Below are 15,570 nucleotides of genomic sequence, written 5' to 3'. Positions count from 1 at the left end.
ATATTTAATTCGTTAAAAGTCTTATGAGCAGGAATCATGCCGTTATTTTTTTAAATTAACTTTTAGCTATACTACTGTTTTATATAAATATTAAAAAATAGAGTTTAAAGGCTGTGTTGATATTTCAACACTTAACCGCTAAAGAGTGTCCCAATCACAACACAACGGCGGCATTTAACCTCAATAATAATCCTAGAAAATTATAATTAATTGATTTATTTAAAATAATTTTATTGGCTTGGTTCTTGCTCAATACCTATATATTTTTTAATTCTTATGATGATATGCGTATTTTTCCACGTCTAGTTTTAGGTTTTAGTTTTTTGGGTCTTGTTGCTTGTGGCGCACAAAAAACAGAAGAGACCACCCCAAAACAGTCTGAACAGCAACAACTCCGAATTGCTGTCGTTGCCAATGGCACTTCAGGTAGTTTGGACTTTATTGGTGTGCCACAACTCATTTCACAAGATCAAATTTTTCTAAAAGCATTAAAGCAAAATCACATTGAATTAAAATGGGAACCTGTGACCACTGCTGCTGTAGCAACTCTGGTTAATGAAAGTTTTCTAAATAATAAAATCGATTTTGCTTTTTATGGAAACCTCCCTGCTGTAGTCCTTAATGCCACAGGCGTTAAAACACAAATTGTTGTACCCGGAGGTATTGGTAATAACGTCTACCTTATTGTTCCAGAAAACTCACCTATTAAATCTATTGAAGAATTAAAAGGTAAAAAAATTGCATTACACCGTGGCCGTCCATGGGAAATTAACTTTGGGCAACTCATACAAAGTAAAGGATTAAGCTTAAAAGACTTTCAAATTGTGAATTTAAACCCGCAAGCTGGAGCCGCTGCTTTATCTGCCAAAAGTGTAGATGCCTTTTTTACCTTAAGTGATGCGCTTACTTTACAAGATCGCCATTTGGGTAAAATTATTTGGTCATCACAATCTTTGCCAGCAGACTGGAAAATGCGTGCCGAACTCTGGGGGAGCAAAAGTTATATTGAGCAACATCCAGATACCACACAATTACTTGCTGATGCGACAGTACGTGCAATGGACTGGATTGCGCACCATCAAGATGAGTTTCAGCAAAGTCAAACTAAGTTTGGTCAACCTCTTAGTGTGATTCAGCGTGAAAGCCAGAACACGGCAAGCACATGGCAACAAGACTGGTCTCCAGACTATCAAGTCGATTTTCTGAAACAGCATTATTCAAAAGTCATTGATCATGCTGTAAAAAATCAGCTTATTCAAACACCAATCAAAGCAGATGACCTGTTGAATCCAAAGTTTACCCGTCAAGCGATTCAAAATTTACAAGCCAATCATGCTTCAAATAAGCAGGGAAACTAGACAATGAAAATACTAGTAAAGCCACTTATTGAGCAAAATAATGTTTTATTTAAAACCCCACTTCGTAAGAAATTTTCTTCTAAAAAGGTGTATGGGCTGCTCTCTGTGATTTCACCCTTATTAGTATTACTCATTTGGCATTTGATTAGTTCTTTACAGATTTTCCCAACCCAAATTTTGGTGCCGCCTAAAACTGTCTGGAATACTTTCATTGCGTTGTTACAAAGCGGTGAGCTTCAAATGCATCTCAAAGATAGTCTTTCTCGTCTGTTTTTGGGATTTTCTATCGCAGCAATCAGTGCAATTGCTTTTGGTATTGCCTATGGGGCAAATACTCTATTTCGCAATTACACCTATATTTTATTTAACGTTTTTTACCAAATTCCAATCTTTGTCCTTATTCCTATTTTTATTTTAGTTTTTGGGATTGGTGAATTATTTAAAATTTTACTGATTATAAAGGCCTGTTTTTTTCCAATAGCGTTAGCAACAGCCGATGCAGTCAAAAATATTCCCAAAAAATATATTGAACTAGGACAAATCTATCAGCTTAAAACACGAGCTTGGCTCAGGCTTATTATTCTTCCATCCATACTCCCGCCGTTAATTGGTGGACTCCGCATTGCACTTGGTCGCGCATGGTTGATTTTAGTTGCCGTTGAACTACTGGCAGCTGGAACGGGTATTGGACAAATGATGGAACTAGGACGTCAAATGTTGCGCTTAGATGTTGTGATGGTTGGTGTGTTTATCACAGGCGTGGTCGGGTTTGGTTTAGATAAAGTTTTACGTTTAGTGGAACAACGCTTTATCTCACCTGCGCTTAGTTCGGGGGAAAAATAATGTCTCAGCGTTCATTTACTTTAAAACAGACATGGCAACGGCCAATTATTTTAGTACAAGGCTTGGTACTACCATTATTGTTATTAGGCTTATGGCAATACAACTCAAGCTTAGGTGCCAGTCATGCCTATGCATTTGTTCCTTTGCAAAACATTTATTTCGCATTTATTAAATTGCTTGAAACAGGTGAATTGTGGCTAAACACGTGGGGAAGTCTTAAAAAAGCTGGAATTGGATTTATCTTAGGTTCGATAAGCGGATTAATTTTAGGTACTTTGCTTGCCTATTCAAAAGTTTTAAATGCTTTAGTTTCTCCACTATTTAACAGTATTCGACAAGTTCCATTACTGGGTTTAACACCTTTAATTGCCTTATGGTTTGGTAATGGAGAAGAAGCAAAAATCTTTATTATCGCGCTTGCCTCATTTTTTCCATTAGTGATTAATACATTTCAAGGTCTTAGCCACAATGATGCAAAATATGATGAAATCGCACGTATTTATCAATTTTCATTCTGGCGAAAATTTAAAAAAATACGCCTTCCCCAAGCCCTACCTCATATTTTAACTGGTCTAAATTTAGCCGTGCCCTTTACTTGGATCACCACTACAGCAAGTGAATTGCTATTCAATGCAGGTGCAGGACTCGGTAACTTAATGATGAAAGCCGAGATTAATGCCGAAATGGATATTCTGTTGGTTTGCGCCATAACGGTTACTCTTTGTGGGGCCTTTATGACGGCAGGTATTCATCTTATTTCAAAACGCCTGCTGCAATGGCGTACCTAATTTGTCTTTTTAAAAAATATTGTTAGGAATTTATATGTCTTTCTCACTACTTTCTATTAAAAAACTCAATAAATCTTTTCAACGTGATCAAAATACTTTGACCGTTTTAGATGGAATTAACCTCAACATTGAGCAAGGCGAATTTATCTCGATTGTTGGCAGTAGTGGCTGTGGAAAATCAACATTATTACGTCTTATTGCTGGATTAGATCAGGACTATGACGGTGAAATTTTACTGAATCAAACTCAGATAAAAGGTACAGATTTAAAACGGGGACTTATCTTTCAAGAACACCGATTACTTCCATGGCTTACTGTTTTTGAAAATATCCATTTAGCACTTGAAGAGACTCCACTCAACCGTGAAGAGAGAAATTTACGGGTAAATGAGCATATAGAAATTGTCGGGCTGAAGGGATTTGAAAAAGCGTATCCACATGAGCTGTCTGGTGGTATGGCGCAACGTGTTGCAATTGCCCGTGGACTCGTCAATAAACCCGATATTTTACTTTTGGATGAGCCTTTTGGTGCTTTAGATGCCATCACACGGAGTCACTTACAAGCTGAGCTTCAGCGTATCTGGCAACACGAAAAAATCACCATGATTTTAGTTACCCATGATATTGAAGAAGCTGTCTATCTTGGAGACCGTGTCATTGTGATGTCAGCCCGACCAGGAAAAATTAAAGAAATTATTCATGTTCCGCTGACACATCCCCGACATAAAGAAAGTGAACTTTTATTTGGTTTTCGTAATCAGGCACTTAATATGCTAGATCACACAGCATAATTAATTTGAATATTGATCGATATTAATATGATTTAGAAAGTAGATAATATCGTGATATTAATATTCTTTACATTTAATTAATATAGGATAGAGAAAATGGGTTTATCTATTTGGCATATTTTACTGTTTGCAGTGATTGTTATTTTATTATTTGGAACTTCAAAGTTAAAAAATCTAGGTAAGGACTTAGGTGGTGCAATTAAAGATTTTAAAGATTCAGTTAATTCTGATGATCAAAAATTATTGCAAAACCAGCAATACAAAGATATTAGTCCAGTTGAATCACATAATGAAAAACAAAATAAAATATGAGTGATTTATTATTATGTTTAATATCAGCTTTGGAGAGTTATTAGCTTTTGCAATTATTGCGCTTATTATTTTAGGACCTGAAAAACTTCCTCACACATTAAGATCAGTCCTCCTCAAATACAGAGCAATTAAAAACCAAATTAGTAAAATTCAAAATGATATTGAAAACGAACTTGACCTGATCGAACTTAAGAGAGTCATGCAAGAAGAGCTGCAAAAAATAAAACAAAATGAAGAGCAGCTCAAACAACAACTCGCTCTCATGCAACAAGAAATTGAAAATGTACAAACATCTGTTTCTATTGAACAAAAAACCAAAGCACGGCGCATCAATGACTATATCTATACCCGTTCACAAGATGAGTTAAAGACACCATTTTTAGCTCATTTTAAAACAGCCAATAAATTCAGTGAGGATCAAGCCGCATGACGGAACATATTGTCAGTGAAAGCCTCACTGAAATGAAATATAGCGAACATTTAAAAGAATTAAGAAAACGGCTGATCTATAGCATTAGTATTGTTTTAGCGATTTTTTTATTATTACTTCCGCTTGCTCAGAAGAACTACCATTTTCTTGCTCATCCTTTAATTTCATTACTTCCTAGCAATTCCACCATGATTGCAACAGATGTGATGAGTACATTTTTAGCACCATTTAAACTCAATATTTATTTTGCGATTTTATTAAGCATTCCCTTTATTCTTTATCAATTTTGGCAATTTGTTGCTCCAGCTCTTTATCAAAAAGAAAAAAGGTTTGGTATAGCACTAGTGCTTTCGAGTAACCTTCTATTTTATTTAGGAATTGTATTTGCCTATACTTTAATTTTGCCTCTCGCTTTAAAGTTTTTCGTCTTGGCATCGCCTGATAATGTGTTACCCATGACGGATATCAATAGCTATCTAGATTTTTGTTTAAAGCTTTTTCTTGCTTTTGGTCTTGCATTTCAAATTCCAGTTTTAACCTATATTCTTATTTTTATTGGTCTTATTTCTATTCAACAGCTAGAAGCACATCGTAAGCACATCATTGTATTCTTCTTTTTTATTGCAATGTTTATTACCCCTCCTGATGTTTTTAGCATGCTTGCTCTTGCAGTCCCAATGTGGTTGTTATTTGAATTGGGTTTATGGGTCACAAAATTCACAACGCAAAAAAACATCCATTAAAAAATGGATGTTTTTTCTATAGAAAACCTTTAAGCAATTTCATTTTCATTCTTATTAGGTAGTAAGTTATATCTTGATAGAAGATTACGTAAAACATTACGCGATAAGCCTAACATTTTTGCTGTCTTGACCTGATTATTCCAGCAACTTGAAAATGCAGTATTTACTATTTTATCTTCAATAATATGCCATGCTTCCCCATCATATTCTTGAAACAAACGCTTCAAAATACTTTCAAACTCTTGAATAAGATCATTGTCTGGTAACACGGCGGACCCAGTTTCCTCAGAAAATCTTAAATGCTCAAGATCAATCGTTTTACCGCCACTTACGAGCAAAGCATAATGAATATTGTTTTCTAGCTCACGAATGTTGCCGGGCCAGCTATAGTTCAGCAGTGCATTTCTTGCTCTATCACTGATATTTGGCTTAGTCGTAATGAGCTTCTGAGAGTATGAACTTAAGAAGAAATCAACCAGAGGTAAAATATCTCCTTTGCGTTCACGCAGTGGCAAAATATTAAGCACAACCACGTTCAAGCGATAATATAAATCTAGACGAAACTTATTTTCTGCTACAGCTTTACGTAGATCGACGTGTGTCCCCGACAAAATACGGACATTAATTGGGATTGGTTTTCGACCACCCACACGTACGACTTCTTTTTCTTGCAACACCCTTAATAGCTTAACTTGTAAGGATAGAGGCAACTCACCTACTTCATCTAAAAATAAAGTTCCACCATCGGCTGTTTCAAAAATACCAGCTCGAGTTTTGTTTGCACCTGTAAAAGCTCCAGCTTCATAGCCAAACAGTTCAGATTCGGCAAGAGTCTCGACCAAAGCACCACAATTGACAGCAAGAAAAGGCTTATTTTTACGATCACTTTTCAAATGAATTTCGCGTGCAATTAACTCTTTACCTGTCCCAGACTCTCCTTGAATGATGACACTAGCAGAGCTTGGAGCAATCGTTTCAACTTGATTTAATAATTTACGGGAGTTCTGATCTGAAAAAATAATTGCTTTTGCTCTTATTGGTTTTACAGGTACACCATTATCAGGCAAAGTAATTACTTTATAATCATTATCTAAAAAGGTCTTCATAATTACCCCATAAAACTTATGATATAAGCATTCTAAAAGGCTATATTACATTTCAGTGCGTTTTTTAATAAATAACAAATAAATATATTTAATCCAAAATTCACCTATTTTATTCTAAAAATATTTTCTCTTATAAATTAAAAATAAACACAATTCTTTTTTTATGATATGTTGCTTCTCAAACACAATGTTTATTTTTTGATTAAATCCAAACACTCTAAAAAATTATAATCCATTTCTATATTTGATTTATATAGGTATAAAGCTTGGCATTTATTTTGCTCATTCATTTAAAATCCATAAAATAGGTTTAATAATGAGCATCGAATTTGTAGGTATGGTTTTCCCTAACCAATGGTCTGAAACCAAAGGAACGCGAATTGGCCATAAAATTGACCTCGAATATCTACGTTACCACGCACGGGCACATGAATATGCTGGTTTTGATAAAGTCTTAATTGCTAGCGGGCCAACCAGTCCAGACAGTGCACAAATCGCAGCATACCTTGCCCAACATACAGAACGTCTTGGATTTATGATTGCCCATCGTCCTGCACTCCTCACTCCAAATCTAGCTGCGCGTTCTTTTGCTACGCTTGACCATACTACAGGTGGTGGAAGAATACGTTTACATGCAATTACCGGAATTACAGCTGAGCCTCAAGAAGGTGATTATATTGTTGATAAAGTTCAGCGCTATGAACGGACGGGTGAATATCTAGATATCATCCAGAAACTTTGGAAAAGCGATCAGCCGATTAGCTATGAAGGTAAATACTTTAAGTTAGATAATGCTTTTTGCCCGTTAAAGCCAGTCAACGGTACAATCCCGATTTCATTCGGTGGCTCATCAGACATTGCTTACGATATTGCAGTCCGCCATGCAGATCTTTATTCGCTATGGGGTGAGCCACTGGCTGGAGTAAAAGAGCAAATTACTAAATTGAAGCTCGCAGCAGAAAAAGCCAATAAACCGCAGCCTCCTGTTAGCTTATCTGTACGTCTTATTATTGGTGCAACCGAAGAACTTGCTTGGCAACGAGCAGAACGGATTCTTGCAGATATTCAAAATAATCCGACTTTTCAAAATAACGGCACATTGTCGGGACATAAAATCAAAGGCATCGGTTCACAGCGCTTATTGACAGCGGCCCAGCAAGGTGATCGACATGACCGCGCATTATGGATGCCAACTGCAACTGCTGTAGGGGCTTATGGTGATACGACTGCCCTTGTTGGTACACCAGACACCATTATTGCCTCATTACTCGATTATGTAGATTTAGGGGTGACGACTTTCTTAAATCGGGGCTACGATCCGATCTATGATACGGTCGATTATGGTCGTTATATTATCCCCGCTGTACGTGAAGAGGCAGCGAAAAGATTAAAACAAATCGCTTAAACATTTAAAGCAAAAAGCCGCTCATTCAATATCTTTGAAGAGCGGCTTTTTTTAATAAAGATTTTCTTCAGTGAGAAAATCTTTATTCCAACTTTTATTGCAAATCAGGTTTACAAATAGCCTGAATTTTCTCTCCCGCAATCACCTTTTTAGCAAACGGAATTGAATCTTTTAATGAGGCATTCACAGTTTCGCTATGTCCTAAGCCATGATACAAATGACCTTCGACCACTGTACCTGCTTTACAAGCATCTGCCACTAGCTTCATTTGAGAACGAGCATCTGGAGTTCGGTCATTTGCCCCTGTCCCAATAAATAATGGATGACTGATTTTTAATGTAGGGTAATAACCATAATCATTTGACTGTTTCTCTTGCAGCTTTTTATAGCTTGCAGGCGGATTAGGTTTATATGCTTGTGCTGGTGAAAGCCCTGCGGTTTGAATATCTCCCATAAAACTTGTTAAGCAGGCATTTCTTGCTTGTTCAACTAAAGGCGCTGCTTCAGGTGTGAAAATATCTTCTGTTTTTATTTCTGGATATAAACTTTGTGTCACTAAAAAACTATATATGCCATAAGCCAGTGATGGGCTGACTTCGTAAGGATTTAACTTTAACTGATTTTTTTCAGGCGTCGCTTCAGGATCTTGATAAATCACGCCTGTACCAATTGAACCTTTAATATTTAAGTCAGGTGCGTACGTTGCCGAGTAGGAAGAAGCTGCAACAGCCCCCGCGCCTCCTTGAGATTGACCAACAATCACAAACTTATTAGCGAGTGGTAACTTTGCTTTTAGAGCAGCTCGACCACTATCTAAAATACTATAGGCCAACATAGGATTATTGATTAACAAGTGTGGTCCCGCAACACCTAACCCTTCGTAATCTGTGGCAACGACCGCAAATCCTTCTTTAAGCCAACGATTTAAATATTGTACATCTCGGTATGATCGGCCACTCCAAGACGGCGCACAAGCATCGGCCAAACCAACCGTACCATGCGCCCATAGCACCACTGGCCAACCTTCTTTCGGTGGTGTTCCTTTTGGTAAATGAATACTTCCTGAAACCACAATAGGTGTTTTGCTATCTTTACCACTCGTAGAACTGTAGAGAATCCGAATAGCCTGACTGTCATTTGCCAAACGAATATACGGATTATGAATCGCTTCTGTTTTTAATAGTTTTCCAGCCTGTTCTGGAATAGCCGATTTCCATGTGTAAAACTCGGAAACTCGGCCATCTCCATATCTATCTTCAGGTGTTGGAGCTTGTTGAGCGGTTGCCAAACAACTTGAAGTTAACATCGTTGTGATTAAAGAAAACTTGCATAGAGTTGATAAAAAAGTATGTTGCATTGTTATTTACCTTAAAAACTGTCTCATCATTTTTGTTTTAAAATTCGTAACTTACGCGGCCATATAAATACGTTCCAAATGCTCCTTCAGGTGCATTAAAACTATATTTGACAATGTTACCGACCGAAGAATCTTTGGCTTGATCAGGATGGCTATTAAATAAATTGATCGCCCCTAAATTGAATTTCAGGCCTTTCACGAATGCATCCGCTTTGTAGCCAATATCCAAATCTGCAATCCATTGAGGGTCAAAAGTTTGGTCTAGTGCAGTATTGGTATTATTTAAAGTGGTCCATTTATCGTAGCGACGGACAGCCGTATTCACGCTCCATGCTTGATATGACCAAAGTGCGCCAAGCGTTAACTTTGTTTTCGGTGCAGCAGACTCAATCAGGCTTTGTGTATTTCGTCCTGCAATACTTGAAACAGGAATTCGCTCACCTTTTGCTGTAATAGAATCTCGAGTTTCGGTAATTTCATTTTTGTTATATGCCAGACCTAGGTTCAGATTTAACTTGCCATATTGTTCAAGGTTTAAATCATGCTTAAGCGCGAGCTCTAAGCCTTGAGTACGTGTATCTAATAAATTATTAAAGAACGCCACATTGGCAATATTCGAATACGGTGTATTGGCAAAAGCATTGGTAATTACACTTCCAGTAATATTGTCTGAAAGCAAAATACGATTTTTAATATCGATTTGATAAAGGTCTAAAGTTGCCGATGTATTAACAAGTGGCTTCCAAACAAAACCTAAAGAATAATTCGTCGATTTCTCAGGTTTAAGAGAAGTTCCGCCAAGCAGTAAAGCCGCCTCACTTCCTGCAACTAAAGTTCTTTGTTGAACATCTTGCCAACCTGAAGGGGTCTGCACTGTTTGTACGCTATAAGCCGAATAGCCCTGCTGTGCCAATGACGGCGCTCTATAGCCTGTATTGACTGAACCACGTACCGTAAATTTAGGTGATACATCATATTTAGCAAATAATTTTCCGTTTGTGGTCGAACCAAAGTCTGAATATTTTTCACTTCGGACTGCTGCCCCAACATTCAAGTCTTTAATAATATCTGCTTCTAAATCTAGATAGACACCGTAAACATCACGGCTAATTTTTCGTTCATCTTGGTCTGTAATTCCGGCATATATTCCCGGAACACCAACGCCTAAAGTTGTGCTTGGATTGAAATATGGGCCGCGGGTATAGGCAATTGGATCACCTGCATTTTGCTTATATTGCTCCCAACGATATAAAACTCCTGTAGACAACGTGAGTGGGCTTGCGAACCAGTCAATTGCAATATCACGGCTATAATCTAGCCCTGTATTTAATTGCGAAAAAATATTTTCGCCCAAGTCATAGTTTGAAGGAGAATTGGGCCCGTAGCTTGGGTTAATGCCGTTGCCTTGTTCTGTGCTGACTTTATTTTGTCCATAGGTCGCATAAAGATCATATTTACCTGTCTTCTGCTCTCCTTTTTTAACTCCAACTGTGGTTGCAAAATCATCTACAGTGACCAAGCTCAATGGCGAGCGTCCATCTGGATAACGTTCTTTAAAATAGCTGGATTGATTTAGTACTGTTTTGGTTGTTGGTGGCTCATAAAAATTTTCCCCTATTGTTTTACGATGGCCATAGCTACTAAAACCATAAAGTGCAAGGTCATCTGTCAAAGGTAAATCTAGATTGGCAGTCACATTGATTTGATCTTTTTGTTCGGGGGAGCCAAATTTCCAAGTTCTATAGGGTGTATTTTGTTCTGTATATTGAGCCTTGGTTGAACCATCATAAAAAGTTCGCGTATCAGCTGCCGTGTTACTTGCAGCTTCACGTTTGCCTAAATCTAATGCAACCGTCAACGCACCATCATTAGGGAGTGCAAAACCTTTCCAAAGATTAACTTTATGTTGTTCACCATCTCCTTGAGTGTAGCCACCCGTTTGATAGCTTACCCCTCCTCCATGATCTCGTGATTTCAAAATAATATTAACGACACCGGCGATTGCATCTGACCCATATTGTGCAGCAGCACCATCCCGCAAGATTTCTATACGCTCGATCGCGCTCACTGGAATTAAACTTAGGTCAGTTACCGCTGCACCTCTTCCACCTGCATAGGCTTGGCGGGTGAAATAAGCCGATGTATGACGACGTTTTCCATTGATTAAAATTAGAGTTTGATCAGCAGATAATCCTCTAAGTGCAATACTTGGCGGAACCGATGCCCCAAACCCACCCGCAGGAGAACTCGGTAAAGTCACTGAAGGAGACAACCGTGTTAACGCTGCTGCAAGATCAGTCGCACCAGTCTCTTGTAACTCTTTGGCAGTTAAAATATCAACAGGTGCAGGTGCATCGAGAGAATTACTAATTGCTCGTCTAGAGCCTGTAACAACCACAGATTGTAATGTGATGGCATCCTCTTTCTCTGGCAAATTCTTTTGATCATTTGCCAAAGTAATTGAGGCACTGAGTGTACTCAGTGCAAAAATTGAGGAGTGAAGAATGAATTGAGAAAAATATGTATGCATATTGGCTTCCTTAACGATCTAGATCGATATAGCAAAGCCGATGCCAAATATTTTGTTGTTTATTATCAATATATTAAACTAGTTAAATAAAAGAATCATTGTTTAAATTTAAACAATGATTCAAAAAAATGTTTATAAAACTACAGTTGTTAAATTTGCAGATCGTTTAAACAAGTTGGTTTTGTAAATATGACTGATATAACTGAAAGTAAGCTGACTGCTGCTGTATTAAATGCTCATGAGAACCTTCTTCTACGACACGGCCATTTTCAATCACGACAATTTTGTCGGCCTCACGAATGGTACTCAGCCGATGTGCAATGACAATACATGTTCTATTTTGGCATAGCCGTCTGAGCGCATATTGTATTTTTTGCTCGGTATAAATATCGATTGCAGAGGTGGCTTCATCTAGAATTAATATTTTTGGGTTTGCCAAATAAGCACGAACTAAACAAACAAGTTGCCTTTGTCCATGACTAAGATTTTTACCAAGCGCACCCACTTCGGTGAAATAGCCTTGCGGCAGTTGTTGCAATATCTCGTCTGCCCCTAACTCTTCAATAACTTGGATAAGTTTCTGATCTGAAGCATCAGGTTGAACTAGACGTAAGTTATCTAGAATTGTTCCACTAAATAAAACATTATCTTGTAAAACAATACTCACATGCTGTCTTAAACTTGCGACATGAATACTCTGTATTGGATAACGGTCTAGAAAAATTCCACCCTGCTGGGGTTCATAAAATCGAGTTAGCAACTGAACCATGGTGCTTTTGCCATGTCCGGTTGGGCCTACAATCGCAATTATTTTTCCAGCCTCAATGTACAAATTAAAGTTTTGTAAAACAGGTTTGTGAGTATAGGCAAAATCTACCGACTGAAATCGAATATGACCGTTCAAGTGTTCAAGCTTCACAGCATTCGGTTGTTCTTGAATCGTAGACTGAGTGTCTAAAAGTAGAAATATTCGCTGCGCACATGCCGCTCCATTGGCATAACGTTCAAATAAATCGGTCAGTTCCTGTAAGGGCGCTAAGAATAAAAATACATAGAAAATACTCTCTGCAAACTGCCCTATACTAATCATGCCGTCACTATAAGCATAACTGCCAATCACAATGAATCCGGCAGTAGCTAGAGTCGAAAGCAAACCTGTAAAGGGAGCAAACCAACTGGTCCGCTTGCTGCCATAAATAATAGAATTATTAAAGTCTTTTAATAATTCTTGATAACGAGATTGATTGGTTTCAGTGTAATTTAACTGCTGAATGATTTTTGCTCCATTTACTGTTTCAACCAAATGAGCAGTAAATCGACTGCGTTCCTCCGCAACTCGTCCCCAATGTTTTTGTGATGACTTTTTAAAAATAGCGGTCATACCAAATAAAATGGGTAGCATCGCAAATAAGCACCAGAAAAATGGTGGATAGATATGCCAAAGAAGTACTGAAGCTAATCCACAACGCAAAATTGCCGAAAGTAACTCTGGTGGCCCTTGTATTAAAACAGGCTCTAGCGTTTCAACATCACGATCAGCCCGTGAAATAATCCTGCCAGCCTTGGTACGATCAAAATAACCAATATTTAAACTTTGGATATGCTGAAATAGAGAACGTCTTAAACCATTAATCACTTTTAAAGCTGCTCGGCCTGAAAGATATTTTGATACGCCCGCTAAAGCAAAACGACAAATCCAACTCAAAGTTAAAATGCTAATCGCAATGAATAAAACAGGCTGATTCAATGCCATTTTTCCAGCAATTTGTTGAAAGCCCGAATCTAAAATATATTTCACTACCCAAGGCCGAACAAAAACGCTCATCACTTGTAAAATTTCTACTGCAATTAACGCAAGCAGTAAGTAACGGATGGGATAAATTAAAGGAATAAGTTTTTTTAGCATTCCTCTATGAATTGAGGCGTTTGCCAAATTTTCTTCAATTTGTAGATCAGCTGATTTTGCAAATGGGCGGAAATTTTTAACATTAGTATTCATGCATCAATCTCCTGCTGCTCTAACTGAAAACCCATCAACTCTCGATAAAACAAACAGTCTTGAACCAATTCAGCATGTGAACCTTGGGCAATAATATGACCCTGATCAAGCACAATAACGCGATCAGATAAAGCAATCGTGGTTTGTTTATTAGAGTTAATAATGATTGTTTTCTTAAAATGATTTCCATCATCAGAAAGTCCTGATAGGCGTTGTAAAACTTGTTTTTCTGTAGTCGCATCTAAGGCACTGGTGGAATCATCTAGCGCTAAAATTGGCGAATTTTTTAAAATAGAACGGGCCAAAGCAAGTCGTTGTTTTTGTCCTCCAGACAAGGTAACGCCCTTGTCCCCAATCAATGTGTCTAAGCCATGATCAAGTCGTTGTAATAGTTCAGATGCAGAGGCTAAATGTAAAGCCTCTTTCATCTCTTGCTCCGTTGCATCTTGCTTGGCAACTCTCAAGTTATCTGCCAGTGTGCCACTAAAAAAGAAATTTTCTTGAGGAATGATCTGAATCAAATGTCGTAATTCAAATAGGCTCAAATCTTTAATATTCGTCCATCCCATTTGCTCAGAGCCAATCAAAACTTGCCCTTCTGTTGGGTCAATAAACCGATTCAGTAAATTCATCAAAGTCGTTTTACCGGAGCCTGTCTTACCGACAACAGTAACGATTTCACCTGCTCGAAATTCAACACTGCATTGCTTTAAAATAAAATTTTTTGTTGTTTTATCCTGAAAGCTGACATTTTCTAATTTAATGCTTAACTCATCACGCCATTGCAATGTTAGAGGATATTGTTGATCTTCAATTACGGACTTCTCATCTAGCATTTGCCAGATTCTTGTTGCAGATGAACGCGCATCAGCAAAAATATGTAAGACCTGACCAATGCTTTCAATACGAAACACCAATAAATTTGCCATGAGAATGGCAGCTACAAATTGCCCTACTTGCAACTGATTTTGACCAATTAAATAAGCACCAAAAGCAATGACCCATAAGTAAGAACTCGCAATAATCACTTGCGGAATAGGTAAGCGTTTTGAACTTGTCTTGATGGTCTGAATAGAATGATGAATAAATAGATCTACAGCATGGTTAAAACGTTGTAAAAGTTTCTCTTCGAGTTGAAACGCTTTGACTACCCGAATTCCATTCACGCTTTCTGCCAATGTATCGCTGACTTTTTCATATGCAGATGCAACTTGATGGTCCAAAACCACCAATTGATTGGTCAGTTTAAATAAGACCCAAAGCCCTAAAAAAATAAATAATAAAGGAACTAGGCCGAGCCAAGGATGATACCAACACAAGAGCCCAACAGTTACGGTAACAACTAAGCTTGACTCAAACACTTGTCGCCAAAAATTGATGAGTGCTTCTTTTAATTTATCTGAATCACGTGTTGTACGAGATAATACTTCTCCTAAGCCATGTTTCCAGTGCCATGAAACATCTAAATGCTGTACTTGGCTAAAGATTCTTTCTCTTAAAATACTTAGCAGTTGCTGGCCAATGGTTAAAGCACTTAACCCTGCCAGATACTGAATAACAGCCCTAATACTGGCAATACTCGTAAGTAGAATGAACCAAAACCAAGGATTTAAAGGATCAGTGATAGTATGCTGGAATAAGGTTGCTCGTTCACTATGTTTTAAGGTATCAATCGCATGTCCGATTGAATATTGTTGAAGTGCTAACCCGATATTTGCAATAACAAATAAGGTCGCCGTCAATAAGAAACGAAATGGCATAAAACGATATAAAGCCAAACTTCGTAATAATGGATAATTTTTAAACATAAAAGATAGTAAAAATTTAAGATTCCGTTTTATTGCGAGATTCATGCCAAATTAATGACCTTAATAAACATTTTAAATTATTGTTTTATATTGTTTTTATC

At 37.6% G+C, this 15,570-nt stretch carries 13 protein-coding genes; 8 read left to right on the top strand and 5 right to left on the bottom strand.

Going from position 1 to position 15,570, the window contains the following annotated elements; all coding sequences use genetic code 11:
* Positions 1–284 precede the first annotated feature (284 nt).
* From B554_RS0118110 to tatC, 7 genes are all read left to right on the top strand, one after another.
* Positions 285–1,358: an ABC transporter substrate-binding protein gene (locus B554_RS0118110; protein WP_019459180.1), complete on the top strand. Its 1,074-nt coding sequence runs from the start codon at positions 285–287 to the stop codon at positions 1,356–1,358.
* A gap of 3 nt (positions 1,359–1,361) precedes the next feature.
* Positions 1,362–2,201, top strand: a complete 840-nt coding sequence (locus B554_RS0118105; RefSeq protein WP_019459179.1) for an ABC transporter permease — start codon at positions 1,362–1,364, stop codon at positions 2,199–2,201.
* On the top strand, positions 2,201–2,989 hold the full coding sequence (locus B554_RS0118100; protein WP_000083104.1) for an ABC transporter permease: 789 nt from the start codon (positions 2,201–2,203) through the stop codon (positions 2,987–2,989). Before B554_RS0118105 ends, B554_RS0118100 begins: the two co-directional genes overlap by 1 nt.
* 19 nt (positions 2,990–3,008) lie before the next feature.
* On the top strand, positions 3,009–3,779 hold the full coding sequence (locus tag B554_RS0118095; protein ID WP_081400444.1) for an ABC transporter ATP-binding protein: 771 nt from the start codon (positions 3,009–3,011) through the stop codon (positions 3,777–3,779).
* A 96-nt stretch (positions 3,780–3,875) separates the two neighbouring features.
* Positions 3,876–4,091: a Sec-independent protein translocase subunit TatA gene (locus B554_RS0118090; RefSeq protein WP_005040670.1), complete on the top strand. Its 216-nt coding sequence runs from the start codon at positions 3,876–3,878 to the stop codon at positions 4,089–4,091.
* A 13-nt stretch (positions 4,092–4,104) separates the two neighbouring features.
* On the top strand, positions 4,105–4,521 hold the full coding sequence (tatB, locus tag B554_RS0118085; RefSeq protein WP_019459177.1) for a Sec-independent protein translocase protein TatB: 417 nt from the start codon (positions 4,105–4,107) through the stop codon (positions 4,519–4,521).
* Complete coding sequence (tatC, locus tag B554_RS0118080; protein ID WP_019459176.1) at positions 4,518–5,264, top strand: twin-arginine translocase subunit TatC; 747 nt, start codon at positions 4,518–4,520, stop codon at positions 5,262–5,264. The genes tatB and tatC overlap by 4 nt, the downstream gene beginning before the upstream one ends.
* 29 nt (positions 5,265–5,293) lie before the next feature.
* Here the strand turns inward: tatC and B554_RS0118075 are convergent, their stop codons facing one another.
* Positions 5,294–6,370, bottom strand: coding sequence for a sigma-54 interaction domain-containing protein (locus B554_RS0118075; RefSeq protein ID WP_000846949.1), 1,077 nt, complete (start codon positions 6,368–6,370; stop codon positions 5,294–5,296).
* 316 nt (positions 6,371–6,686) lie between these two features.
* Between B554_RS0118075 and B554_RS0118070 the strand changes: the two genes are divergently transcribed.
* The gene (locus B554_RS0118070) at positions 6,687–7,775 is read left to right on the top strand and encodes an LLM class flavin-dependent oxidoreductase (protein WP_019459175.1); all 1,089 of its coding nucleotides are present in this window, start codon (positions 6,687–6,689) and stop codon (positions 7,773–7,775) included.
* Between the two features lie 94 nt (positions 7,776–7,869).
* Here B554_RS0118070 and B554_RS0118065 read toward each other — a convergent pair whose 3' ends face one another.
* From B554_RS0118065 to B554_RS0118050, 4 genes are all read right to left on the bottom strand, one after another.
* Positions 7,870–9,132 carry an alpha/beta hydrolase gene (locus B554_RS0118065; protein ID WP_019459174.1) on the bottom strand — a complete coding sequence of 421 codons (1,263 nt, stop codon included), beginning with the start codon at positions 9,130–9,132 and terminating at the stop codon, positions 7,870–7,872.
* Between the two features lie 37 nt (positions 9,133–9,169).
* Positions 9,170–11,662: a TonB-dependent receptor plug domain-containing protein gene (locus tag B554_RS0118060; RefSeq protein ID WP_019459173.1), complete on the bottom strand. Its 2,493-nt coding sequence runs from the start codon at positions 11,660–11,662 to the stop codon at positions 9,170–9,172.
* A gap of 166 nt (positions 11,663–11,828) precedes the next feature.
* Positions 11,829–13,661 (bottom strand): ABC transporter ATP-binding protein, encoded by a 1,833-nt coding sequence (locus B554_RS0118055; protein WP_019459172.1) that lies wholly within the window; start codon positions 13,659–13,661, stop codon positions 11,829–11,831.
* Positions 13,658–15,469 carry an ABC transporter ATP-binding protein gene (locus B554_RS0118050; protein ID WP_019459171.1) on the bottom strand — a complete coding sequence of 604 codons (1,812 nt, stop codon included), beginning with the start codon at positions 15,467–15,469 and terminating at the stop codon, positions 13,658–13,660. The genes B554_RS0118055 and B554_RS0118050 overlap by 4 nt, the downstream gene beginning before the upstream one ends.
* Positions 15,470–15,570 lie beyond the last annotated feature (101 nt).

Source organism: Acinetobacter sp. GG2 (genome assembly GCF_000292385.1).
Classification (GTDB): Bacteria; Pseudomonadota; Gammaproteobacteria; order Pseudomonadales; family Moraxellaceae; genus Acinetobacter; species Acinetobacter seifertii.
This window is presented reverse-complemented; position numbering and strand designations above follow the sequence as displayed.

Coding starts and splice junctions, on each gene's coding strand:
- B554_RS0118110 (WP_019459180.1), top strand. CDS start 285: ATGCGTATTTTTCCACGTCTAGTTTTAGGTTTTAGTTTTTTGGGTCTT.
- B554_RS0118105 (WP_019459179.1), top strand. CDS start 1,362: ATGAAAATACTAGTAAAGCCACTTATTGAGCAAAATAATGTTTTATTT.
- B554_RS0118100 (WP_000083104.1), top strand. CDS start 2,201: ATGTCTCAGCGTTCATTTACTTTAAAACAGACATGGCAACGGCCAATT.
- B554_RS0118090 (WP_005040670.1), top strand. CDS start 3,876: ATGGGTTTATCTATTTGGCATATTTTACTGTTTGCAGTGATTGTTATT.
- tatB (WP_019459177.1), top strand. CDS start 4,105: ATGTTTAATATCAGCTTTGGAGAGTTATTAGCTTTTGCAATTATTGCG.
- tatC (WP_019459176.1), top strand. CDS start 4,518: ATGACGGAACATATTGTCAGTGAAAGCCTCACTGAAATGAAATATAGC.
- B554_RS0118075 (WP_000846949.1), bottom strand. CDS start 6,370: ATGAAGACCTTTTTAGATAATGATTATAAAGTAATTACTTTGCCTGAT.
- B554_RS0118070 (WP_019459175.1), top strand. CDS start 6,687: ATGAGCATCGAATTTGTAGGTATGGTTTTCCCTAACCAATGGTCTGAA.
- B554_RS0118065 (WP_019459174.1), bottom strand. CDS start 9,132: ATGCAACATACTTTTTTATCAACTCTATGCAAGTTTTCTTTAATCACA.
- B554_RS0118060 (WP_019459173.1), bottom strand. CDS start 11,662: ATGCATACATATTTTTCTCAATTCATTCTTCACTCCTCAATTTTTGCA.
- B554_RS0118055 (WP_019459172.1), bottom strand. CDS start 13,661: ATGAATACTAATGTTAAAAATTTCCGCCCATTTGCAAAATCAGCTGAT.
- B554_RS0118050 (WP_019459171.1), bottom strand. CDS start 15,469: ATGTTTAAAAATTATCCATTATTACGAAGTTTGGCTTTATATCGTTTT.